16 protein-coding genes and 1 pseudogene are annotated in these 22337 nt (G+C 50.4%); 8 read left to right on the plus strand and 9 right to left on the minus strand.

Features of this window, described 5'->3' with window-relative positions:
• The first annotated feature begins 388 nt into the window (after nt 1–388).
• Entirely contained in the window at nt 389–2455 is a 2067-nt protein-coding gene (locus Q4A84_RS10455) for a TonB-dependent siderophore receptor (RefSeq protein WP_303088876.1), read from the plus strand.
• A gap of 228 nt (nt 2456–2683) precedes the next feature.
• On the opposite strand, the gene Q4A84_RS10460 is transcribed toward Q4A84_RS10455, so the two are convergent.
• A complete protein-coding gene (locus tag Q4A84_RS10460; RefSeq protein ID WP_303088877.1) occupies nt 2684–3373 on the minus strand; it encodes a Bax inhibitor-1 family protein in 690 nt (229 codons plus the stop codon).
• A 164-nt stretch (nt 3374–3537) separates the two neighbouring features.
• On the minus strand, nt 3538–5193 hold the full coding sequence (locus Q4A84_RS10465) for an AarF/ABC1/UbiB kinase family protein (RefSeq protein WP_303088878.1): 1656 nt from the start codon (nt 5191–5193) through the stop codon (nt 3538–3540).
• A gap of 147 nt (nt 5194–5340) precedes the next feature.
• Here Q4A84_RS10465 and Q4A84_RS10470 point away from each other — a divergent pair, with 147 nt between their 5' ends.
• The 4 genes from Q4A84_RS10470 (at nt 5341) to Q4A84_RS10485 (ending at nt 7335) form a co-directional block, all read left to right on the plus strand.
• Nucleotides 5341–5901, plus strand: a complete 561-nt coding sequence (locus tag Q4A84_RS10470) for a C40 family peptidase (protein WP_303088879.1) — start codon at nt 5341–5343, stop codon at nt 5899–5901.
• A gap of 11 nt (nt 5902–5912) precedes the next feature.
• Nucleotides 5913–6125 (plus strand): hypothetical protein, encoded by a 213-nt coding sequence (locus tag Q4A84_RS10475; RefSeq protein ID WP_303088880.1) that lies wholly within the window; start codon nt 5913–5915, stop codon nt 6123–6125.
• Between the two features lie 173 nt (nt 6126–6298).
• A complete protein-coding gene (locus Q4A84_RS10480; protein ID WP_303088881.1) occupies nt 6299–6634 on the plus strand; it encodes a CidA/LrgA family protein in 336 nt (111 codons plus the stop codon).
• Nucleotides 6635–6642: 8 nt separating this feature from the next.
• Nucleotides 6643–7335, plus strand: coding sequence for an LrgB family protein (locus tag Q4A84_RS10485; protein WP_303088891.1), 693 nt, complete (start codon nt 6643–6645; stop codon nt 7333–7335).
• A 159-nt stretch (nt 7336–7494) separates the two neighbouring features.
• Here Q4A84_RS10485 and putA read toward each other — a convergent pair whose 3' ends face one another.
• Entirely contained in the window at nt 7495–11103 is a 3609-nt protein-coding gene (gene putA / locus Q4A84_RS10490; protein ID WP_303088882.1) for a bifunctional proline dehydrogenase/L-glutamate gamma-semialdehyde dehydrogenase PutA, read from the minus strand.
• Nucleotides 11104–11126: 23 nt separating this feature from the next.
• Here putA and Q4A84_RS10495 point away from each other — a divergent pair, with 23 nt between their 5' ends.
• Complete coding sequence (locus Q4A84_RS10495; RefSeq protein ID WP_303088883.1) at nt 11127–11327, plus strand: hypothetical protein; 201 nt, start codon at nt 11127–11129, stop codon at nt 11325–11327.
• Nucleotides 11328–11338: 11 nt separating this feature from the next.
• Here the strand turns inward: Q4A84_RS10495 and putP are convergent, their stop codons facing one another.
• Nucleotides 11339–12865, minus strand: a complete 1527-nt coding sequence (putP, locus tag Q4A84_RS10500; RefSeq protein ID WP_303088884.1) for a sodium/proline symporter PutP — start codon at nt 12863–12865, stop codon at nt 11339–11341.
• 549 nt (nt 12866–13414) lie between these two features.
• A complete protein-coding gene (locus Q4A84_RS10505; protein WP_303088885.1) occupies nt 13415–14611 on the minus strand; it encodes an acetate kinase in 1197 nt (398 codons plus the stop codon).
• Nucleotides 14612–14999: 388 nt separating this feature from the next.
• On the opposite strand from Q4A84_RS10505, the gene fabA reads away from it, so the two are divergent.
• On the plus strand, nt 15000–15524 hold the full coding sequence (gene fabA, locus Q4A84_RS10510; protein WP_303088886.1) for a 3-hydroxyacyl-[acyl-carrier-protein] dehydratase FabA: 525 nt from the start codon (nt 15000–15002) through the stop codon (nt 15522–15524).
• Nucleotides 15525–15584: 60 nt separating this feature from the next.
• On the plus strand, nt 15585–16796 hold the full coding sequence (gene fabB, locus Q4A84_RS10515) for a beta-ketoacyl-ACP synthase I (protein ID WP_303088887.1): 1212 nt from the start codon (nt 15585–15587) through the stop codon (nt 16794–16796).
• 96 nt (nt 16797–16892) lie between these two features.
• Here fabB and recC read toward each other — a convergent pair whose 3' ends face one another.
• The 4 genes and pseudogenes from recC to Q4A84_RS10535 all read right to left on the minus strand — a co-directional run.
• On the minus strand, nt 16893–20090 hold the full coding sequence (gene recC, locus Q4A84_RS10520) for an exodeoxyribonuclease V subunit gamma (protein WP_303088888.1): 3198 nt from the start codon (nt 20088–20090) through the stop codon (nt 16893–16895).
• A 104-nt stretch (nt 20091–20194) separates the two neighbouring features.
• Nucleotides 20195–21325 carry a lipase gene (locus Q4A84_RS10525; protein WP_303088889.1) on the minus strand — a complete coding sequence of 377 codons (1131 nt, stop codon included), beginning with the start codon at nt 21323–21325 and terminating at the stop codon, nt 20195–20197.
• On the minus strand, nt 21322–21987 hold the full coding sequence (locus tag Q4A84_RS10530) for a hypothetical protein (RefSeq protein WP_303088890.1): 666 nt from the start codon (nt 21985–21987) through the stop codon (nt 21322–21324). Before Q4A84_RS10530 ends, Q4A84_RS10525 begins: the two co-directional genes overlap by 4 nt.
• A 159-nt stretch (nt 21988–22146) precedes the next feature.
• Nucleotides 22147–22337 (minus strand): annotated as a pseudogene (locus Q4A84_RS10535) (hypothetical protein); the annotation flags it as partial.

Raw genomic sequence — 22337 nt, forward strand, 5'->3', positions numbered from 1 at the left:
TAAAACAATTAGTAAAGCATGATTTGTACTAGTTATCTAGGACAGCCCCAAAATATATGTTTTTGATTTGATATCATGGAATATGGCTTTTAAAAATCAAATGGATTCGGATTGGGTAAATTTCTTTTGAACAACGCGGCAAATTGATTTCGAATGGAGATGCTTGATTACTTAAGCATCTTTTTTTGAATTCTGAGCATTTTTATTCCGCCACCGATACAGAACAATTATCAAACAATGCTTTATTTTTTATACGAAAAATTTATCGAAATATAATCAATATTAATGATATTTAGATTTTTATTGAAAATCATCATCATTTTTATTAAAATATGCATCGATTTATGTAATCATTTTTTTATGAAATAATAATTTATAAGGAGTAAAAATGAGCGTTGGTCAATCATCGGGATTCCGTTACAGTGCGCTGGTTTTGGCGCTGGCGTCGGGGTTTGCCCATGCAGAGCAAAATTCAGGTTCTAGCGTGACCGAGCTGGATGAAGTTAAAGTTATCGGCACGGCGGTGCCGACCCGTGTCGTCAGAAAACACCTTGATCGTGAAACTTCTACTGATTTGAAACAGGTTATGAAAGATCAAATCGGTATGGATGTGGGCGGTGGCAACGGTGTGGCGCAGTTTTACAGCATTCGCGGGGCTGGAGAAGACAAAATTAATTTGGAAGTGGACGGCACCAGCCAATCCACTAAGATTTTTCACCACCAAAGCCGTTTCCAGCTTGACCCCGCGCTGGTAAAAAGCATCAATGTGGAAAAAGGTACGGGCGCTGCCAGTGCCGGTATCGGCGCAGTCGGCGGAACGATTCGGGTAACAACGGTTGACGCGCAGGATTTATTGGTAGACGGTAAGCCGTTCGGTTTTAAAGTGGGTTCCAATATCAGTAGCAATAAAGGTGCCAACGGTAATGCTGCGGTATATGGTTATCAAAATGGTTTCGACGGTTTGTTTGCCGCCAATTTCTTGCATAACAGCGATTATAAAGATGGTTCGGGCACGCTGAATAAAGGCAGTAAATTGAAACAACGCAGTTATCTGGCTAAATTAGGCTACGATTTTAATGAAGATCACGGCATCCGCCTGAGCTATCGTCAGGAATATCAAAAAGGTAACCGCACTGACAAGGCGGAATTCCAAACTGTGGATTCCTACCAAGGCGTGGAGGGAACGGCGCAGAAAGAACAAACCTTCAATCTGGATTATAAGGGCCGTAATATCGGCTTTATCGATAAACTGGACGCCAATGTTTATCAAATCAATACTGATGATTACAAACCGCCTAAAGGCGCGCCGACCGGAAACGAAAAAACGGATCAGTTGGAATTGAGCAAAATTAAAGCCACTGGCGCCAACGTCGGCTTTACCAGCGGGTTTGGCAACGGGCATCTTGTGAAATACGGCATCAATTTCCGTCATGAAAGCTCCAAACCTTCCGACAAAGGGGCTTGGCTGAATATTCTCGGTTTGTACGACCGTGCGGACGAGAAAAAAACCGATTACGGGGTTTACGCCGAAGGCATCTGGAATTTCCATCCGGTTACTTTAACAACCGGTTTGCGCTTTGATCATTTCAAATACCATGCAGCCAGTAAACAGAGCGCTTCCGATGGACAACTGAACCCCAGCTTGGGCGTGATTTGGGATGTAACCGATAAGCTGGCGCTGTTGGGTACGTTGAACCAAGCGAGCCGTTCTCCGCGCTTGAATGAGGCATTGCTGGCCAACGAACGTGCGGGTGCTGCGGCTGATTTGGATAGAAATCTGAAGGCGGAAACCGCCCGCCGCGCCGAGTTGGGCTTTAGATATCAACAAGAAGGCTTTAATATCGGCGGCAGTATCTTCCATCAGCAGATTAAAGACTTGATTGTTTATAAGTGGGCGGATATTAATAATGGAACCGGCACAATCAATGAGCGCGGTCGGATTTTCAATGGCGGTACTTTGAGAACGTACGGCTATGAGCTGGATACTTCTTACAAATACCGCGGCTTGACTGCCCGTGTCGGCGTGTCATATGTTAAACCGCGCTTAAAAGGTGAAATGTATTACGGCGAGAACCCGATTCAGGCGGAAGATCATGAAAGCTCGTTTACGTTTTGGAATACAGGCCGCCAATGGCTGACAGGACTGTCTTACCAGTTTGAAAATCCGAAGCTGGAAATCGGCTGGCGCGGCCGCTATGCTCAAAGTGTGAAATATACCGATGTCGCTCGCAGAGTCGGCACGCTGCACGGCCGGAAAGCAGGTTACGGTGTGCATGATATTTATGCCAACTGGCAGCCTTTGAAAGCGGATAATCTGAACGTGAATTTCTCCGTGAATAATGTAGGCAATAAGAAATATCGCTCGCACAGCCAGCGGTTCCCGAACGGCGAAGGACGCATTCCTTTTTACGAGCGCGGCCGGGAATTTGTGTTGGGTGTGAACTACCGTTTTTAAGCGCTGATGCTTAGGCCTGTCTGAAAGCCGGGTTGTTCGGCAGAGTGGGCTTCGAGCGGTTTGGATAAAGAGATTGGCTTGGGTTTCAGGCTAATCTCTTTTTAGCTTTCGGATTTCTATTAGGGATTTTGATTGGAGCTTTTCTTCCGGAATAATGCTGGTATGAATAGAAAAATGCCTGCCTGAAAGTTTTTTCAGACAGGCATTGGTTTTATCGGGTTGCAATGTTTAGTCTTCGCCGCCGAATACGCCCAAGATATTCAACAGGCTGCTGAAGATATTGTAAATGGAGATGAAGATGGTCAGCGTAGCACTGATATGGCTGGTTTCCCCGCCTTCAATGATGGTACGCACCTGCCACATAATCATCAGTGAGCTGAAAATGGCAAAGCCGGCCGATACGGTTAGGCTCAGGGCTGGGATATTGAGGAACCAGCTGGCAACCATGCCGATAAGCAAGACCACGGCACCAACGGCGAGAAAGCGGCTTAATGAATTGGTGTTGACGTTGGCACGACGAGCCAGAGCCGACATGGTTAGGAACACGCCTGCGGTCATGGCGGCAGCGATGCCGATAAGCTCTGCGCCGTTAGAAAAGCCTAAGGTGCGTTGTAACAGTGGGGAAATCAAGACGCCCATGCCGAAAGTGAAAACCATCAGCAGGGTAACGCCGGTGTTGCTGTAACGGTTTTTCTCAATTAGAAAGCACATGCCGTAAACAAAGGCGAAGAAAACGGCCAAAGCGACCCATTGGCTGCCAAACAGGGCGAAGATGTTGAAGCCCATTGTGGTGCTGAGCACTGCGCCGATGGCGGCGGGTACGAAAGAGAGCCCTAACAGGCCGTAGGTTTTGCGTAATACGGTGTTTTGAGTATTGCCTGCGGTGCCGGCATTGTAGTTGTAAACATCATGATTCATGGTGTTATACCCTTTATTGTGGTTGGATTTTGAGGATTTTGATTTTAACAGTAAATGGCGTGCGTTGTGTGATTTTTCAAGTTAGTTGGTTTAAATTTATGATAATAGCCAAAGCCTGTCTGAAAAATTTTCAGACAGGCTTTGGCTATTTAACTTAACGGCGTTTAATGTTTGCCTGAGCGCCAGATCGACCAGATAATCCATAAGCTATTGAAGAGGGCGAGCAGATAGCCGATAAAGCCGATGAATTTCGGGCCGGTGTCGATGCTCATCACGATGGAGGAACCGATAATCAAAGCGGCGGTTACGATGCCCATGGTAAGGCGGTTGGCGGTGCGGTCGATTTGGTGGTTGAGCTGGTCGATGCGTTTGATGTCGAGATTGAAGTTGATTTGCCCTTTTTGAATGCGGCGGCTCAAGCGGATGAGGTTTTGCGGCAGTTCGTCGGCGGCTTGAATCAGCATTTGGCTGTGCATTTTGCTCTTGCGCAGAACATGTTCGGGTGAAAGACGTTCTTTCATTACGTCGGTAACGATGGGTTTTGCCCGCTCTAGCAGTTCGGCAGAGCCGTCCAACCGTTTGACCACGCCTTCCAAGGTAATCAGGGCTTTGAACAGCATCACCAAATCGCCGGGCAGGGTCAGGCCGTGCCCCCGCATGATTTGGGTAATGTCGTTGATGACTTGGCTGATGCGCAAATCGCGAATGGGTGTGTGTTCGTAGTTGAGCAGCATTTCCAGCACGTCGGCGCCCAGCAGATTTTCATCGGGCAATTCGCCTTGCGCCCAGTTGCTCAATACATATTGCATGGTAAATTGGTCGCGTCGGGTAAGGGCGTTGATGAGTTGAATGATTTCGCGGCGGCGGGTGGCGGAAAGGTGGCCGACCAAGCCGAAGTCGATGAAGGTAATACTGTTGTCATCGTTGATGAAAATGTTGCCCGGATGCGGATCGGCATGGAAAAAGCCTTGTTTTAAAATCATGGTAAACAAGGTGTCGGTAATGCGGTCGGCAATCAGTATGCGGGTTGCTTGGGGCAGGCTGTCGATATTGGTATGCAGCAGGAGCTTGCCTTGTATGAATTCCTGCACCAATATCTGGCGGTTGGAAATTTCTCGGTAAACTTTAGGAATCCGCAGATAGCTGTGGTTTTGAAACGCGTTTTCAAAGCGCAGCATATAGCGCAGTTCCACTGATAAATCAGTTTCTTTGGCCAAGCTGCGCGAGAAATATTGCACCATTTGCAAGGGCTGATAGCGACGCGATTCGGGAATTTCCGATTCTATCAGGCCGGCAAGGTGGGTTAGGATGCGTAAATCGGCGTTGATGCTTTTTTCGATGCCGGGGCGTTTGATTTTGACGGCAACGGTTTGTCCGTCGAGCAAGACGGCTTTATGCACTTGGGCGATGGATGCGCTGCCGATGGGTATGGGGTCGATGGTTTGGAAAACTTCGTTTATCGGTCTGCCCAGATGGGATTCGATGAGGGCGTGGATGTCGGTGGTGGGAATGGGGGGAACGTTGTTTTGCAGCTGCTCGAATTCTTCTATCCATTCGGTATTGAAAATGTCGACGCGGGTGGAAAGAATCTGGCCGAGCTTGATGAAGGTCGGGCCAAGCTCTTCAAAAGCCAAGCGAAAGCGGCGCGGCGTGCTGATGTAACGGTAGCGGCCTTCTGGGGAAATGTCTTCTTCGGCCAGCGTTTTCCCTGATAATTTGATACGTTGGACAAACTCTCCCAAGCCGTATTTGCTCAGAATGGCAATGATTTCCCTTAGCCGGGAAAAATCGCGCATGGCGAGTAAAGTTGGTATCATCATGGTTTTTAGGGTATCTTTATGCCTTTAATGCCAAATGGCGTGAAACAGTAGGATAACGAATAAAGACTTTTACAACAATGTTTTTTATCGCGTTAAGGCGCGGAGAATATTGCTGCAAAAGCCTTTTTATATTGATGGAATGTAGTTATGAGTTTTTTAAAGCAGCTTTGTTCCGGCCTGTTGGCGGCTGTGGCGATGTTGTCTGTGCCGCTTTCAAAAGCCGATGATTTGGAGCAGTTTATCCGGTTTCAATCTGATAGCCTCAATGTTAACCAATCTATGTCGACAGGGCAGGTTGTCGGCCGAAACGAAGCCGATCAATTAATCGGCAGTGCGATGAGTTTGCTGGGCGTGGCCTACCGCTTTGGCGGCACTCGCGTTTCTACCGGTTTCGATTGCAGCGGTTTTATGCAATATATTTTCAATAAGAGCATGCAAGTGAGCCTGCCGCGTACGGCAGCGGAGCAGTCGAGGGCTGGCATACAGGTCAGCCGAAGCGAACTACAGCCCGGTGATATGGTGTTTTTTAGCACGTCGGGCCACCGTGTTTCGCATGTAGGGCTTTATATCGGCAACGATCGTTTTATTCATGCGCCGCGCACCGGTAAAACGATCGAAATCACCAGCCTGAGCAATAAATATTGGAGTGCGCGCTATGTGACGGCGCGGCGGGTTAAGAGAAATGATCCTGCGCGTTTCTTGAATTAAGGGTGCCTGCTATGAGTATGCCGGAAATGCCTAAGTGGTATGACGACGATGGCAGCATCGTTTCTTGTACTGAAAAAATCAAAGTGATGAATGAGAATATGGCGGAGCTTTTCCAGCTTGCCCAAGATACGTTTGAAGACGGATTGTTGATGGGTTGCGCGGAAGCTCAGTTGCGCGAATATTTGGCCGATTTGATAAGAGGCGTGGAAAACCCTTATAAATAATGTGTTGATATCGGCAGTAAAGATAGAATGCCTGTCTGAAAACAGCTCGGTTCGCGGAAGCGGCCGACGCTCTTTCAGGCAGGCATTGTTTGTAGTATATTGTAGTGGTGTGTAGTCGGCTATGGCCTATGGCAGCACGATATAAGAAAAATATTGATACAAAGGACACTACGATGATTCTATCGCTAAGCATCATTTTCGGCTTTCTCGCTGTTGGGGAAGCCGTTGTTTATTTGACCGGCATTAAGTTGCCCGGCAGCATCGTGGGCATGGGGCTGTTGTTCGGCGCCTTGCAGCTGCGTTGGGTTCGGCCTTCGCAGCTTCAGAATATGGTTGACACGATGATGGCTAATCTGGCGCTTTTTCTTGTGCCGCCTTGTGTGGCGGTGATGAGCTATCTGGATTTAGTAGGCCGTGATTTTTGGCCGATTATGACGGCCACTGTCGTCAGCACTTTTGCCGTGATGGTGGTTACCGGCAAAACCCATGAGCTGCTGCGGAGAAAATGATGGATGCGATGGCTGTATTCAAACACCCGATGGTTTTGCTCTGGTTGACCGTTACGGTTTACTGGGTGGCCAATATTTTGCGCACGCGCACCGGTAACGTTTTGTTTAATCCCGTACTATTAAGCACGACTGCCATCATTCTTTATCTGACCGTGATGCGTATTGACTATCAAACGTATCACCAAGCAGCCGAATATATTGATTTCTGGCTGAAGCCGGCGGTGGTCGGCTTGGCCGTGCCGCTTTATAACAACTGGGAAAAAATCCGCAAGCAGTGGCTGCCTATCGTGCTTTCGCAAGGGGCGGGCAGTATTACGGGCATCGTGAGCGCGGTGTATATTGCCAAGCTGATGGGCGCGAACAGGGAGGTCACTTTGAGTTTGGCGGCAAAATCCGTGACCAATCCGATTGCCATCGAAATTACCAAAACCATCGGCGGCATTCCTGCAATTACTGCGGCTATGGTGATTGTGGCCGGCATGCTCGGACAGATGGCCGGTTATCGCATGATGAGCGCAAGCACGGTAACTAAGCCGATGTCGCAGGGCATGTCGATGGGTTCGGCTTCGCACGCGATGGGGATTGCCGTGTCGATGGAACGCAGTAAAAAATATGCCGCTTATGCCAGCTTGGGTTTGATTTTCAACGGCATCTTAACGGCGATTTTGGCGCCTTTGCTGATTCCGCTGATGGGCGTTTGAGAAGGTGTTTCTTGCTGTTTGGCTGATGGTATGGATATTGGTCGGATACGAAAGATAGCCGTATGGCATGCGACGATGATTTGGCGGGCAGATATGATTTTTCAGACAGGCATCACATCAATATGATGCCTGTCTGAAAATTTTTGGCGTTACAGATTATTACAGATCGGTCATGGCCATTAGGCTGGCGTTGCCACCTGCGGCCGTGGTGTTGGTGCTGCACGAAATTTCTTCAAAAACCTGCAAGATATCCAGCCCTTGTTCGGCAGAGAGGATACGCACCAGCGGGCCATCGCGTTCGGCCAACTCTTGTTTCAGGGCAACGGGCAACGGGTTTAGCGCGACAACATGGCTGATGCCGCCGTCGGCTTGCGGCCGCGGGTCGGTTTGAAGCAGGCCTTCTAGCACGGCATCGTAAGCGGCCAGAGGATGCTCCGGGGTCACGATGGCAATGATGCCGCTGGCCGCCAAGGCAGTTAGGGCGCGGAACGATGCGGCCAAGTCGCCGCCGTATAGCCAGATGCGCTTGGCTGCATGCCAGCTCAATACGTTGCGTTCGCCGGTGGGGCCGTTTAACACTTGTTCGGCATGGCGCAAGGTATGGATGCGCGCTTGGCCGAGGGCACTGGCTAAGGTCAGTTTTGGCTCTTGTGCCAGCGGCAGGCTTTGCAATACATGCTGCAGACGGCTCAATGCGGTTTCGTCGGCTTGCCCGATGCGGCTTAGTTGGGGGATGTGCCAGTGTTGCAAGCGGCTTAAGCGTTGCAGATAGAAGGGGCCGCCTGCTTTGGGGCCGGTGCCGGATAGGCCGTGGCCGCCGAACGGTTGTACGCCGACGACGGCGCCGACGATGTTGCGGTTGACGTAAATATTGCCGGCTTCAATGTGTTTTTTGACGTGTTCGATTGTGCTGTCGATACGGCTGTGGATGCCGTGGGTCAGCGCATAGCCTTTGCTGTTGATTTGCTCGATCAGGTTATCCAAACCGTTGGACGGATAACGGACGACATGCAATACCGGGCCGAATACTTCGCGTTGCAGCTCGTTCAAGTTATTGAGTTCAAATAGAACCGGTGCGATGAAAGTGCCGTTTTCGGTGTTTTCAGACAGGCTTATCTGATGATAGGCCTTGGCGACGCCTTTCATTTTGTCGATATGGTTTTGCAGATTTTGCTGTGCCTCACGGTCGATAACCGGGCCGATATCGGTAGTGAGTTGCATCGGGTTGCCGACGCGCAATTCATCCATCGCTCCTTTAATCATGGTAATCATCCGATCGGCCACATCTTCCTGCACGCATAAAATCCGCAGGGCCGAGCAGCGTTGGCCGGCAGAATCAAAAGCGGAATTTAAAACATCGGCACACACTTGTTCGGCCAGCGCGGTGCTGTCGACAATCATGGCGTTTTGCCCGCCGGTTTCGGCAATCAACACAGGGTTGTCGGTGCGTTGAGCCAGATTCTGGTTAATCATACGGGCGACTTCGGTAGAGCCGGTAAAGATAACGCCGCTGATGCGTTTATCTTGAGTGAGCGCGGCGCCAACATCGCCCGCGCCTAAAACCAGTTGCAATACACCGGCGGGTATGCCCGCTTGGTGCATTAAAGAAACGGCATAGTGGGCAATCAGGCTGGTTTGTTCGGCCGGTTTGGCAATAACGCTGTTGCCCGTGGCCAGCGAAGCGATAACCTCGCCGGTGAAAATGGCCAGCGGGAAGTTCCACGGGCTGATGGCGGCCATAGCACCGATGCCTTGAGTATTTTTAGGCAGGGTCAATTCGGCTTCGGTGGCGTAGTAGCGGCAGAAATCAACCGCTTCCCGTACTTCGGCGATGGCGTTGGCCAGCGTTTTTCCTGCTTCTCGTACGGCCAGCATCATTAAAGCAGGGGTGTGCGCTTCCAGCAAGTCGGCGAAACGGCGCAGACACGCGGCGCGCTCAGCAGCAGGGGCTGAAGACCACGCAGGGTGGGCAGCCACTGCGATGGCAATGGCTTCTTGTACTAACTGGGCATCGGCAAAGGAAACGGTGCCGACAATATCGCGGTGGTCGGCCGGATTTCGCACTTCTTGTACCGGCGCTACCAAGCGGGCTTGCCCGTTCACGATAGAGGCGGCTTGGAAATGATTTTTCGCGGCTTCGCTCATATCGGCTTGCAAAGCCTGCAAGACGTTTTCATTGCTTAAATCCACGCCTTGGGAATTCAGACGTTCACTGCCATACAGGTCGCGCGGCAAGGGCAGGGCGCGATGAAGGCGGATGCCTTCTTCGGCCAAGGTATCGAAAGGGCTGCGGATGAGTTCGTCGATGCTGATTTTTTCATCGACGATTTGATTGACGAATGAGGAATTGGCGCCGTTTTCCAATAGGCGTCGTACCAGATAGGCCAATAAGGTTTCATGGGTGCCGACAGGGGCATATACGCGAACGCGGCGGCCGAGGTTTTGCGGGCCGACCACTTGGTCGTACAAGGTTTCGCCCATGCCGTGCAGGCATTGATGTTCAAAATCTTTGCCTTCGCCCATTTGATAAATTGCGGCTAAGGTGTAGGCATTGTGGGTGGCGAATTGCGGGAAGACGGCATCTTGCGCGCTCAGCAGTTTGCGTGCGCAGGCGAGATAAGAGATGTCGGTATGCACTTTGCGGGTGTAGAGCGGATAGCCTTCCATGCCGTCAACCTGCGCCCATTTGATTTCGCTATCCCAATATGCGCCTTTTACCAAGCGAATCATCAGTTTTTGCCGGTTTCGGCGGGCGAGGTCGATTAAATAATCAATCACGAACGGGCAACGTTTCTGATAAGCCTGCACCACAAAACCAATGCCGTTATAACCGGCTAAATCAGGATCGGATACCAGAGCTTCTATAAGATCGAGCGACAATTCCAAGCGATTGGCTTCTTCGGCGTCGATATTGATGCCGATGTCGTATTGTTTGCCGAGCAGGAACAATTCTTTCACTCGCGGCAACAGCTCTTTCATTACCCGTTCGTGTTGGGCGCGAGCATAGCGCGGGTGAATGGCGGAGAGTTTGACCGAAATACCGTTGCCGGCGTAAATGCCTTGCCCGGCCGCATCTTTGCCGATGGCATGAATGGCGTTGACATAATCTTGGTAATAACGATCTGCATCGGCTTGCGTCATGGCGGCTTCACCCAGCATATCGAAAGAAAAACGGTAGCCTAGTTTTTCGCGTTCTTTGCCGTTTTGCAGCGCTTCTTCGATGGTTTGGCCGGTAACGAATTGTTTGCCCAACATGCGCATGGCGTAGTCTACGCCTTTGCGGATGAGCGGCTCACCCCCTTTGCCTAACATGCGGGTCAGCGCAGCGCCAAGGCTTTGCTCGTTGGTCGGGTTGGTGAGTTTGCCGGTAATCAAAAGCCCCCATGCGGCAGCGTTGACGAAAAGGGAAGGGCTGTTGTTTAAGTGGCTTTTCCAGTTGCCTTCGGATAGTTTGTCTTGAATCAGTTTGTTGCGGGTGGCATTGTCGGGAATACGCAGTAGTGCTTCGGCCAAACACATCAGCGCCACGCCTTCTTCACTGGACAGTGAAAACTCATGCATCAGTGCGTCGACGCCGGATGATTTTTTGCGATTCTCGCGCACTTGGGTAACCAAGCGGCGAGCCAGATTGTCGGCGGCGAGTTGTTCTTGCTCGCTCATTTGCGCCTGCCGGAGCATATCTTCGACGGCTTCGATTTCGTCTCGGCGATAAGCTTGGGTAACGGCTTGTCGTAACGGGCTTTGTTGAGGGTGGGCAAACTGAAACATGGTTGATTTTCTCCGGAATACAAATGGGTAATTTTTTAACCGTAGCCGTTCGGGAAGCGGATGCGACCCAATGTGTTGCGGGTGCCGAGCTGAACGGTTGCGTTAAATCAAGCGGTAGGGTTTGGTTATGCTTATTCGGAAATTTTCAGACAGGCATTGAGAAGATTGCCGTTATGGTCTTATTTTATAAAAAACTGCCTGTGAATCACAGGCAGATGCGTTAAATAATCTGATTTTATTTCGCTGTGTGGTAATCGGCGTCGGCTTTTTCAAAGCGTTCCACCACGGCTTGCGTCGGTGTTTTGGATAATAGGGAAACAATCACAATTACCAAGCCGCAAACGATAAAGCCGGGTACGATTTCATACATGGTCAACCAACCGGTTTCGTTTAACGCTAAGGCCGGTTTTTTGACCCATTCGGCCCATGCGACAACAGTTAGGGCGCCGGCAATCATGCCTGCCAATGCGCCGGAGGATGTCATGCGTTTCCATAATACCGACAGAATGACAACCGGGCCGAAAGCGGCACCGAAACCGGCCCAAGCATAAGCTACCAGCCCCAGCACTTTGCTTTCGGGATCGGATGCAATCAGAATGGAAATGACCGCAACGGCCAGCACCATAATCCGGCCGACCCAAACCAATTCTGGCTGCGAGGCGGTCGGGCGCAGAAAGCCTTTGTAGAAGTCTTCGGTAATGGCGCTGGAGCAAACCAGAAGCTGGCAGCTCAAGGTCGACATCACGGCAGCCAGAATGGCGGAAAGAATCACTCCTGCAATCCACGGGTTAAACAGTAGGGAAGACAGGGCGATGAAAATGCGTTCGTGGTTGCCGTTCATTGAGCTGACTTCATTCGGATTGGCGCCGAAATAGGCAATGCCGAAATAGCCTACTGCCACCGCGCCGCCCAAACATAAAATCATCCAAGTCATGCCGATGCGGCGGGCACTGGTTAGCGATTTTACGCTTTCGGCCGCCATGAAACGCGCCAGAATGTGCGGTTGGCCGAAATAGCCCAAGCCCCATGCGGCGGTGGAAACGATGCCGATAAAGGTGGTGCCGGTAAGCAGGCTGTTGTATTGCTTGCCGTTGCCTTGAGCGACGGTTTGTATGGCGGCGTTCATTTGGTCGGCGCCGCCTAGCGCCAGATAAACCATAATCGGCGTCAGAATCAAGGCGAAAATCATGAGAGAGGCCTGCACCGTATCCGTCCAGCTCACGGCTAAGAAGCCGCCGATAAAGGTGTAGGCGATGGTTGCGCCGGCACCGAGCCACATGGCTTGGGTGTAGGAAATTTCAGGAAATAGGCTTTGGAACAAGGTGGCGCCTGCAACGATGCCGGAAGCACAATAGATGGTAAAGAAAAACAAGATGATTGCGGCGGAAATGACTTTCATCGCTTTGCCCCGGCCGCCGAAGCGGTGGTGAAAGTATTCGGGCAATGTCAGGGCGTTATTGTTGTATTCGGTATGTACGCGCAGGCGGCCGGCAACCAGCAACCAGTTGAAATAGGCGCCGACCGTGAGGCCGATGGCAATCCATGCTTCGCTCAAGCCGCTCAGATAGATGGCTCCGGGCAGACCCATTAGCAACCAGCCGGACATATCGGATGCTCCCGCCGACATAGCGGTCACAAACGGGCCCAAGCTTCTTCCGCCCAGAATGTAGTCGTCAAAATTGCGTGTGGAAAAATAGGCGGCCAGGCCAATCAGTAAGACTGCGACCAGATACACCCCGAAGGTGATATACATGGGATTCATAATTGCCTCTTGAACGGTTGTTTTGGTCGAAACCTGAATTCGGTTTTTGTCGGGGTAGGATAAGTTTGCTGTTTTCTGATAAAACGATTACAACAAAATCAGTTTCCCGATGGCAAAAACGGTGTGATTCAGGCTGGTTTTTAGTATGGGGGTTAAAACCAAAGGTTAAGATTTATACTGAAAATTTTTAGTTAAGTCAATTGCTGTTTGAAAATGGTTTGCAATGCTGTTTGTATTTAATTTTATATTTATCAATGAGATATTTTAAATTGATTATTTGGAGATTTTTCAGACAGGCATTGTAGGGCTTTGTAGTTGTTTACAAAGCCGGAGGTGATTGTAAACAAAATATCGGTTTTAATGACAATGGGTTTACATTAATATGTGATGGAAGATAGGAAGCAGGAATCAAATCTTTGGTTTCAACATGGGTGGCGCTGATGCCTTCGCCTCTATATTGTTTTATTGTTTTTATAGGTTCTGGAAACAATAATGCCTGTCTGAAATAAGCGTTCAGACAGGCATAAATGATGAATTAAACCTTGCTGCTTACATGCCGGCAAGTTTGGCCGTATCGTGGGCAATCATCAGTTCTTCATTGGTCGGGATGACCAATGCGGTGGCTGCGCTGTCGGCCGCGGTAATGATGCCGGCGTTGCCAAAACGGGCTTTCAGATTGGCTTCGTGATTGGCTTTAAAGCCTAAGAAGGCAACGTAGTCGAGCACTTTGGCACGGATGACTTCGGAATTTTCGCCGATGCCGCCGGTGAAGACCAAGGTGTCGATGCCGCCTGCGGCGACCGCCATGCTGGCAACGTATTTGGCCAAGCGGTAAGAGAAGATTTCCAATGCCAAAACCGCACCTTCGGTGCCTTTGGCCGCTTCTTCTTCAATCGTGCGGCAATCGCTGGAAATTTCGGAAATGCCCAGCAAGCCGGATTTTTTGTTCAGCAGGTCGGTTACTTGGGCGATATCCATGCCGGCGTTTTCGGCTAAGAAAGAGAATACGCTGGCGTCTACGTCGCCGCTGCGCGTACCCATAACCAAACCTTCCAACGGTGTCAGGCCCATGCTGGTGTCTTGCGATTTGCCGTTGGCAACCGCGGTGATGGAGGCGCCGTTACCCAAGTGGGCAATGACCATGCGCAGGCTGTTTTTGTCTTTGCCGAGGAAACGTGCCGCTTCGTCGGCCACAAAGCGGTAGCTCGTGCCGTGGAAGCCGTAACGACGCAAACCGTATTTGCGGTAGAGTTCGCGCGGCAGGGCGTAGGTGTAGGCGTGGGCGGGCAGGCTTTGGTGGAATGCGGTATCGAATACGGCAACGTTGGGCAGGCCTTTGAAAATATTTTGTGCAGCACGAATGCCGAGCAGGTTGGCGGGGTTGTGCAAGGGTGCCAACGGAATGCATTTTTCAATACCGGCAACCACTTTGTCGTCGATCAGAATGGATTCGCTGTAGGTTTCGCCTCCGCTGACAACGCGATGGCCGATGGCGCCGATTTTGCTGTCGAGGCCGCGGGATTTTAATTCTTCCATCAGCGCTTCTACTGCGCCTGTGTGGTCGGTGCGGCCTGCCAGCGAAACTTGATGTTTTTCACCGTTGGCTTTGAAGGTGATGTAGGCATCTTCCAAATTCAGCTTTTCGCCGAGGCAGCTCATTAATACCTCGCCGCTGTCGTTATCAAGTACGGCGCCTTTTAGTGAAGAGCTGCCGCAATTTAATACCAGAATCAATTTGTCAGTCATCGTCGAACTCCATGTGTGGATGCGTTTTGCCAACGTCATCCGGTTATGATTGTTGGGGAAATTTAAGATTCGGAGCAGGAAAACTGCCCTCTTTGGGTGTGTCGATGCTTTTGGCTGGCATCGTGGCTGGTGGCGGGTATTCTACCGAAAATTCAGATGCTGCGGTGAATTGTTTCGATGTATGCCGTGTAATGCCTGACTGAACGATATTTTCAGGCAGGCATTATCATTTCCCGGTCTGTTTTTTGATGTGAAGGTAAGTTGCTGCAAAACCGGCAGGCTGCGGCTTGACGCTGCTTGGATGAGAACAGTACAATTCTTTTTTTACTGATGAAAGCATTAAGCTTGGATTTTGCTTTGTCATATTTATTTTATTTTAAGGATTGACATGACCCAGTTTGTTCCTCACAACAGCTATACAAAAGAAGAATTAATCGAATGTGGCAAAGGTAATTTGTTTGGTCCTGGCAATGCCCAGCTGCCGTTGCCCAATATGCTGATGATTGATCGTATCGTTCGCATCACGAAAGACGGTGGCAAGTATGGCAAAGGCGAAATCATTGCGGAATTGGACATCGATCCCGATTTATGGTTTTTCAATTGCCATTTTGAAGGCGATCCCGTTATGCCGGGCTGCTTGGGACTGGATGCGATGTGGCAGCTGGTGGGTTTCTTTTTGGGTTGGACCGGCGCGCTGGGCCGAGGCCGTGCGTTGGGTTGCGCCGAGGTTAAATTCAGCGGACAAGTTTTGCCCAAGCATAAGAAAATTACTTATCATATCCACATGAAGCGCGTGATGAACAGCAAGCTGGTGTTGGGGATTGCGGATGCCGAGATGAGTGTGGACGGCAGAAAAATTTATGAAGGCAACGGCCTGCGCGTCGGCTTGTTTACCAGCACCGATGATTTCTAACCGGGCGCATCGCCGTTTTTGAATTTCAAACCGTATTTCGCTGTATTATCTGGAGGTAGCATGAGAAGAGTAGTCGTCACCGGTATCGGCATCGTGTCGAGCTTGGGCAATAACTGCCAAGAAGTGCTCGAATCGCTTAAAAGCCTAAAATCAGGCATTACATTCGATCCTGTTTATCAAGAGCTGGGCTTGCGCTCCAATGTGGCCGGACACGTCAATATCGATACCAAAGCGCATATCGATCGTAAAATCATCCGTTTTATGGGCGATGCCGCCGCATATACCTATATCGCGATGAAAGAAGCCATAGAAAATTCGGGTTTGACGCCGGAAATGGTATCCAATCCGCGCACGGGCATTGTTGCCGGCAGCGGCGGCGCATCTTCTTCTGCGCAAGTGGAAGCGGCGGATGTTTTGAGAGAGAAAGGCGTTAAGCGAATCGGGCCTTACGGCGTGACCAAAACCATGGCTTCAACCGTTTCCGCTTGTTTGGCGACCCATTTTCATATCAAAGGTGTTAATTATTCCATCAGCTCCGCCTGTTCGACCAGCGCGCACTGTATCGGCAATGCTTCCGAGCTTATTCAATTGGGCAAGCAGGATATTGTTTTTGCCGGTGGCGGCGAAGAAGTATCGTGGCAGATGAGCATGTTGTTTGATGCGATGGGTGCGATGTCGAGCAAATACAATGATTCTCCGGCTACGGCCAGCCGAGCTTATGATGTGGGTCGCGACGGTTTCGTGATTTCCGGCGGCGGCAGCGTGCTGGTACTGGAAGAATACGAGCATGCGAAAGAGCGTGGAGCCAATATTTTGTGTGAAATCACCGGCTACGGCGCGACTTCCGATGGTTATGATATGGTTGCGCCTTCGGGAGAAGGCGCGGTGCGTTGCATGCAGATGGCTTTGTCGCAGCATGGCGGCGGCAAAATCGATTACATCAATGCGCACGGCACTTCGACGCCGGTGGGGGATACCAAAGAGCTGGAAGCCATCCGCCAAGTGTTTGGCGAAAACGTGCCGTTGATTAGCTCTACCAAATCTTTATCAGGCCATGCGCTGGGTGCGGCAGGGTCGAATGAAGCGATTTATTCGATTCTGATGATGCAGAACGGGTTTGCATGTGCCAGCGCCAATATTGAAAATCTCGACGAAGCGGCGGCCGGTTTGCCGATTTTGCGTGAAAACAAAACAACCGAACTCAATGCCGTGATGTCCAACAGTTTTGGTTTTGGCGGTACCAACGCAACTTTAATTTTCAGCCGCGTTTAAAAATGCTTGTCTGAAACGATACCTGGCTGCCGGCCGGGTATTTTATTTTGCTTGAAAAATGCCTGTCTGAATGTTTTCAGACAGGCATTTTTAATCTCACTCTGTTTTGGCTTGGCATGCGCGGCAAAGCGGGATCAGCATTTGTTCCAGCAGATTGAGAAATAAAGATGTTGCAAGCGGATCTTCTTCGGCGGAACCGAATACCAAATCAACTTCGACGTATTCTCGCTCGCCCATGCTTTGTTTGGAGCCGTTGTATGCCGAACGGGCTTTTTGCAAAGCTGCTTCAATCGGATTTTCTTTTCCTTGTTTTTTCAGCCACTCTTCTGCGGCGGCAAGGTCGGTTTTGGGGAAGAAGGGCAGCGGTCGGCTTTGGCCGAGCTGGTAATAATCCAGCCACGGTTTTAAGAGTTCGATTGCTTCCTGTTGCGGGATTTCCGGCAGAGTTTGTGGATTGTTGGGCAAGAGCCAATGGCTCTCGAAACTTTCCGGGCCGATCGGGCGCGCGGCATTGAAAATCAGATGGCTGAGCATCAGCTCGATTTGCCGGGGTGCCTTGGGCGCGTGGCTTTGGAAATCAATCAGGCCATCGCGATAGATTTGGGTTAGATTGCCTTCCAGCGTATGGCGGCCGATGTGTAAGATGTAAGGGGTTGGCGGCAACTTGGGGCTGGTAACCAAGCGGGTGTCGAGCGATTTGGCGGCAGCTTCAAAATGGGTACGCCAAAGTTTGCCCAATTCTCCGGCAGGCAGCAGGCTTTCGGCTTGCAGGCGTTCGGCGATGCGGTTGAAATCGGTGCCTTGGCGGCGGGCTTCGGTATATTGAGCGTAAATCAAATCGTCTTGTTGCGGAATGAAGGGTTCGGCTGAATCCCACGTGTCGTTGATATAGGGTCTGTGCCAGTGGAGCGTGTGGCGCAGCCATGCGCGTATCGGGTTGCGCCAGAATTGGAGCAGATGGTTGTGATCGATATGGCTGGCTTCGGCATCGGTGGTGTTCAAGGGGCCGTTGAAAAAGGGTTTGGACGCTACCGGCGGCCGGTTCAGGGCTTCGGCATAATCATTGCGGCTGCTGGTTAAATGCCTGTCTGAAAGGAAGTAACGGGTGGAAAAGGCTTGCAGCGGATGGTTTTCGATAATTCGGCCGGCCATTTGGTCGGGCGTGCACGCGCACATGGCGGCAAGGGTATCGATGAGCTCGGGCAGCAGGGCGGAAGGCGCGAGCGGTTCGTTATTCCGTATGCTGCGGCCTTGGTAGGATAAATAAAGGATTTCTCGGGCGCTCATCAGAGCTTCGAGGAAGAGATAGCGGTCGTCATCGCGGCGGGCGCGGTCGCCTTTGCGGGGATGGCGGGCAATCAGGTCGAAATTCGATGCGCGCGTGTTGCGCGGAAAATCGGTGTCGTTCAGGCCGAGCAGGCAAATCACTTTAAACGGAAGGTTGCGCATCGGCACCATGCTGCAAAAGGTAATGCCTCGGCGTAGAAAGCCGGCTTCGCTGCGGCTTTCGAGAAAGCGGGTAATGTGGTTGAGGGCGGTGTGCATGGGCAATGCCTGTCTGAAACCGGCTAAATCTGCTTCTTCCTGCCAACGTGAAAGTGCCTGCTCGATTTGTTGTACGGCATGTTGGTCTTCGCTTTGCGGTTCGAACAGGCAGGTAAACAGGTCGCGTACGCGTTGTGCCCATTCGGTAACGGAGGCGCTTTTTTGCCATTGTTTCTGTACGGAGGCCAGCGCGCGGATAAATGCGGCGAACCGGCTTAACGGAGCAAGCAGGTTCAGGCTGCTCGGTAGGGCGCTGATGCTTTGCCACATGTTTGCATTTTGCGGGAGCATCCAACCGAGCACCAGCCGGTCTAAGCCTTGTTGCCAAGTGAATAGGGTATCGTGCCCGCGCATGTTGCGGTCTAGGCCCCAATGAATATTGAGTCTGGTAATGATGTCGCTTAACAGAGGCAAGTCTTGGCGGGTTAAGTTGAAGCGGCGCAAAACGGCTTCGTTTTCCAGCAAGGGTAGCACTTTATCGGTTTCAAAGCGGCTGTTGAGCAAGTCTAATGTTTGCGCCAGTGCGTCGAGCAGCGGCTGGCGGCGGCTGAGTTTGACGTCGGATATGGAATAGGGGAGCGCTTGCGCGCCGCCGCCGCTTTGGCCGAAAACGGCTTCGATAAACGGGCTGTAGGGCTCGATATTGGGTGTAAGCACGGCAATGTCGTGCGGCTGCCAATCTGGATGTTCGTGCAGAATGCGCAGCAGATGGTCTTTTAGAATCTGCAATTCACGTAGCGGGCTGTGGGCGCAGATGATGCGGATGCTGCCGTCGGGCTCGGCCGCCGATGGTTGCGCCGAGGGCGGGGTGAGGGTTTGGATATCGTGCTGCAGACGGTGCAGCAGGCTGGAAGGGGCTTCATCGCTATAAACGGAAAGCTCGGTTTTGGCGCCGGCTTCAATCAGTGCATCGAAAAAATCCCGCCCTTGCTTGCCTAATGAAGCCAGTAAAGGATGGCCGCTCTGGCCCGAATCGGTTTCATTGCCTTGGCGCAAGATTTGTACGGGCTCGATAATGTTGCCCCAATATTCGCTGCTGGGATTGAGTGCGAAAATATGTATGTCGCAATGTTTGGCCAGGGCTTGCAAAAGTTGGAGATAAAGCGGGGCAAGCGTGGCGATGCCGAATATTAAGATGCGTTGGGGCAATTCGGCGGTATCCAGAGCTTGCAAAAGCTGTTGCCATATCGTGGCACGATGCGGCGCGGCTTGGGTGCCGTCGTCGAGGAAGCGCCAGATTTCCGCCTGCCAGTGCTCTTCGTCGCCCAGCCCGACGGTTTTGCCTTCTTGCCATGCGTTGAGCCAGTCGGCGCGGTAAACGAGGTATTGGTCGAAAATATCGGCCAGTTGGCCGGCAAGTTGATAGGCGGCTTGGTTGCCGCGTTTTAGATAATGATGCAATGCGGCGCGGCTTTGGGCGAATTGCGGCTCGCTTTGGAAATGCCTGTCTGAAAACAATCCGAGCAGGCGCCAGCGCATTACTTCGGGTGAAAACGGGTTGAGTGTCGTAATATCGGGCAATACGGCTCGTGTCAGCCGCCAGGAAAACGAGGCGGGCAGGCTGAAGCGAAGATTGGCCGCGATGCCGCTTTGCTGCGCCAAATAACGGCTGAGAAAACGCCGTATCCCTTGGCTTTGCACGATGATTTCTTCCGGCGCCAGAATGCCGGCCAAAGGCTGATTCTGCCTGACGGCCTGCAACATGGCGGCAAGGTCTTCAAGTCGGTTGGATTGATATAAATAAAGCATGACGAAAGCGTGAGAAAGGTTTTCAGGTGGATATTATAACGGGAATGCCTGTCTGAAAAATATTTTCAGACAGGCATTGACGGGTTTGAGGCTAACGATCCCAATCAGATTTTCATTACCGACGCATTTTGCTGCCGCAGCTGCTCTTGTTCTCGATCGAAAGCCAAAGCCGCATTGCGGGCGTCTTGTTGCAGCTGCTTACCAACTTGCGAATCCATCAGGCTATCCAAAGCGGCGAAACGGTGATCGTCATCATCCGACAACAGCGCGGCAAAGCCGTAATCGGTAAATTCCTGACCCGAAGCATTTTTGGGCAGCGGCTGTGTAATATCCTGCGTTAACGGCGGCAGATTTTTTTCAGCCGGCTCGCCCGGGCGCCGATCAGGGCTGAAGAAATCAACCACATTCTTAGGCGAGATGCCCAAAATACTGATGCCAATGCGGGTATGCTCGACACCCGAACGATAAGCATCAATCTGCACTTTGTTATCCTCGGCCAGCTTGCGCGCATTCGGATCGGATAAGATGGAATGGGGGCCGGTAAAATTGCTAATCGAATGGGCGGAAAAAGCAGAAGTAACTGCCGTGCCAACCGTATTATGCGGCAACAGCGCATTGGCAACTTTACTGTTGGTATAGCCCGCGCTAGTCAACATCAGAAGATCGCTTTTATCCGCCAGTGTTACCACCTTGCCGTAATGCGGGCTGGCGGCCGATACGGCATCGGTGGCTTTCACATAATTGATGACTTTATCGCCGCCGCTAGGCAGGCGGCCGAGGCTGGCTGCGCCGTAGGCATTAAAGGTGATGCCTTCTTGGTTGAAATAATGGGCGCTGATTTGGGCGAGCGTGCCGCCGAGGGAATGGCCTGTATGGGATATTCTAGGGAAAGGCTGATCCAAGTGTTTATTATGGAAATCTGTTGCTTTCTCCATGGCCTTGCGAGTTAATATGATTGCATCATCGGCTTGCAGATTGTAACGGCTGGAAACCATAGCACCGTCTACTACGCCATCAAGAGCAGATTGTGTTCCTCGATGGGCAATAATAATTTCATTGGTTTTAACATCTTGATAAACCGCACCGTAGTAGCCTGTTTTATCATTGTTATGAACAGCTAAAATTTTATATTCATTTCCTCCGACTTTAATAGTATCTCTATCGTTAGTGACTACTCGTAATTTATAAGCATCATCAGAAAGGTCTGCGTATTGTTGAGTACTAGGTTTGCTCATTTTTCGATCTCCTCAAGTGTAATTGTTACTTTAAATAAGTCCTTATATTGGTTTGGACGATAATTGGTTAAAGGCTCTCCAAACTCAGTTGCACCTACTCCATCAATCCTCTTTTGCATAGAACCGTCTGCATTTTTGTAATAAGGATATGCCCCTTTCCAATAATATTTGGTTAGGCTTTTTTTCTTTATGAGATATTCCATTAAATCACTGACATTAAATCTTGTTTCTTCAGGCTTTCCTGTAGCTTGAAATGCTGTGCCGAAATTTTCAACTTTCCATTGACAAATACCTTGTCCGAAATAGTCTTCATCTTGCATTGCATCAAAATAAATAATCGTTTCATATTCATTCTGCCCAATTTTGCTAATCTCTGTTTTAATATCTTTCTCAGGCTCAGCAGATGCCCCTTCAAATTTATTGATGATATATGAGCAGTTTCTAGCTATATATCCAATATGCATATTATTCACCAATTTTAACGGTCCGGGCGCATCATCGATTTTGATTTTAATCCGGTAAGCTTGCTTGGGATGGGGATTTAACTGGAAACGCTTTTCCGTTTGTTCTTGGATACTCATGCCACTCTCCGACCCACTGCAAGCACTCAAATTTGCGGCGGATAATAAAGCTAAAGTTAATAGGGAAACAATGCGTTTCATAAAGCACCTTTTCTTTATGAATGGATAATTAAGCCGTCTGAACAACATTCAAACGGCTTAATTATAAACTCATTCGGGAAACAACCAACCTGCCTTTTGCAGACGGTTTTATGTTTTGACGGGCGACTGTTGCGGCATATTGTGAAATGCTGGGCTGATTCATTGTTTAATCTCCTCAAGTGAAACAGTTATAGTAAATAAATTTTTCTGATTTGTAGCGCTGAAATCACTAATTAATTTACTACCAAAATCTGTATAGTCTGTTTGGCTAGTAACGGGAAATGGGTAACGAGCTTTCCAATAATATTTAGTCAGTGTCTTTTTCTCTATCAAATCTTCCATAACATCAC

Source organism: Neisseria sp. (assembly GCF_030527965.1).
Lineage (GTDB): Bacteria > Pseudomonadota > Gammaproteobacteria > Burkholderiales > Neisseriaceae > Neisseria.

What these genes read in the sequence shown, in the direction of transcription:
- Q4A84_RS10455 (WP_303088876.1), top strand. Translation starts at nt 389, where the DNA reads ATGAGCGTTGGTCAATCATCGGGATTCCGTTACAGTGCGCTGGTTTTG.
- Q4A84_RS10460 (WP_303088877.1), bottom strand. Translation starts at nt 3,373, where the DNA reads ATGAATCATGATGTTTACAACTACAATGCCGGCACCGCAGGCAATACT.
- Q4A84_RS10465 (WP_303088878.1), bottom strand. Translation starts at nt 5,193, where the DNA reads ATGATGATACCAACTTTACTCGCCATGCGCGATTTTTCCCGGCTAAGG.
- Q4A84_RS10470 (WP_303088879.1), top strand. Translation starts at nt 5,341, where the DNA reads ATGAGTTTTTTAAAGCAGCTTTGTTCCGGCCTGTTGGCGGCTGTGGCG.
- Q4A84_RS10475 (WP_303088880.1), top strand. Translation starts at nt 5,913, where the DNA reads ATGAGTATGCCGGAAATGCCTAAGTGGTATGACGACGATGGCAGCATC.
- Q4A84_RS10480 (WP_303088881.1), top strand. Translation starts at nt 6,299, where the DNA reads ATGATTCTATCGCTAAGCATCATTTTCGGCTTTCTCGCTGTTGGGGAA.
- Q4A84_RS10485 (WP_303088891.1), top strand. Translation starts at nt 6,643, where the DNA reads ATGGCTGTATTCAAACACCCGATGGTTTTGCTCTGGTTGACCGTTACG.
- putA (WP_303088882.1), bottom strand. Translation starts at nt 11,103, where the DNA reads ATGTTTCAGTTTGCCCACCCTCAACAAAGCCCGTTACGACAAGCCGTT.
- Q4A84_RS10495 (WP_303088883.1), top strand. Translation starts at nt 11,127, where the DNA reads ATGGGTAATTTTTTAACCGTAGCCGTTCGGGAAGCGGATGCGACCCAA.
- putP (WP_303088884.1), bottom strand. Translation starts at nt 12,865, where the DNA reads ATGAATCCCATGTATATCACCTTCGGGGTGTATCTGGTCGCAGTCTTA.
- Q4A84_RS10505 (WP_303088885.1), bottom strand. Translation starts at nt 14,611, where the DNA reads ATGACTGACAAATTGATTCTGGTATTAAATTGCGGCAGCTCTTCACTA.
- fabA (WP_303088886.1), top strand. Translation starts at nt 15,000, where the DNA reads ATGACCCAGTTTGTTCCTCACAACAGCTATACAAAAGAAGAATTAATC.
- fabB (WP_303088887.1), top strand. Translation starts at nt 15,585, where the DNA reads ATGAGAAGAGTAGTCGTCACCGGTATCGGCATCGTGTCGAGCTTGGGC.
- recC (WP_303088888.1), bottom strand. Translation starts at nt 20,090, where the DNA reads ATGCTTTATTTATATCAATCCAACCGACTTGAAGACCTTGCCGCCATG.
- Q4A84_RS10525 (WP_303088889.1), bottom strand. Translation starts at nt 21,325, where the DNA reads ATGAGCAAACCTAGTACTCAACAATACGCAGACCTTTCTGATGATGCT.
- Q4A84_RS10530 (WP_303088890.1), bottom strand. Translation starts at nt 21,987, where the DNA reads ATGAAACGCATTGTTTCCCTATTAACTTTAGCTTTATTATCCGCCGCA.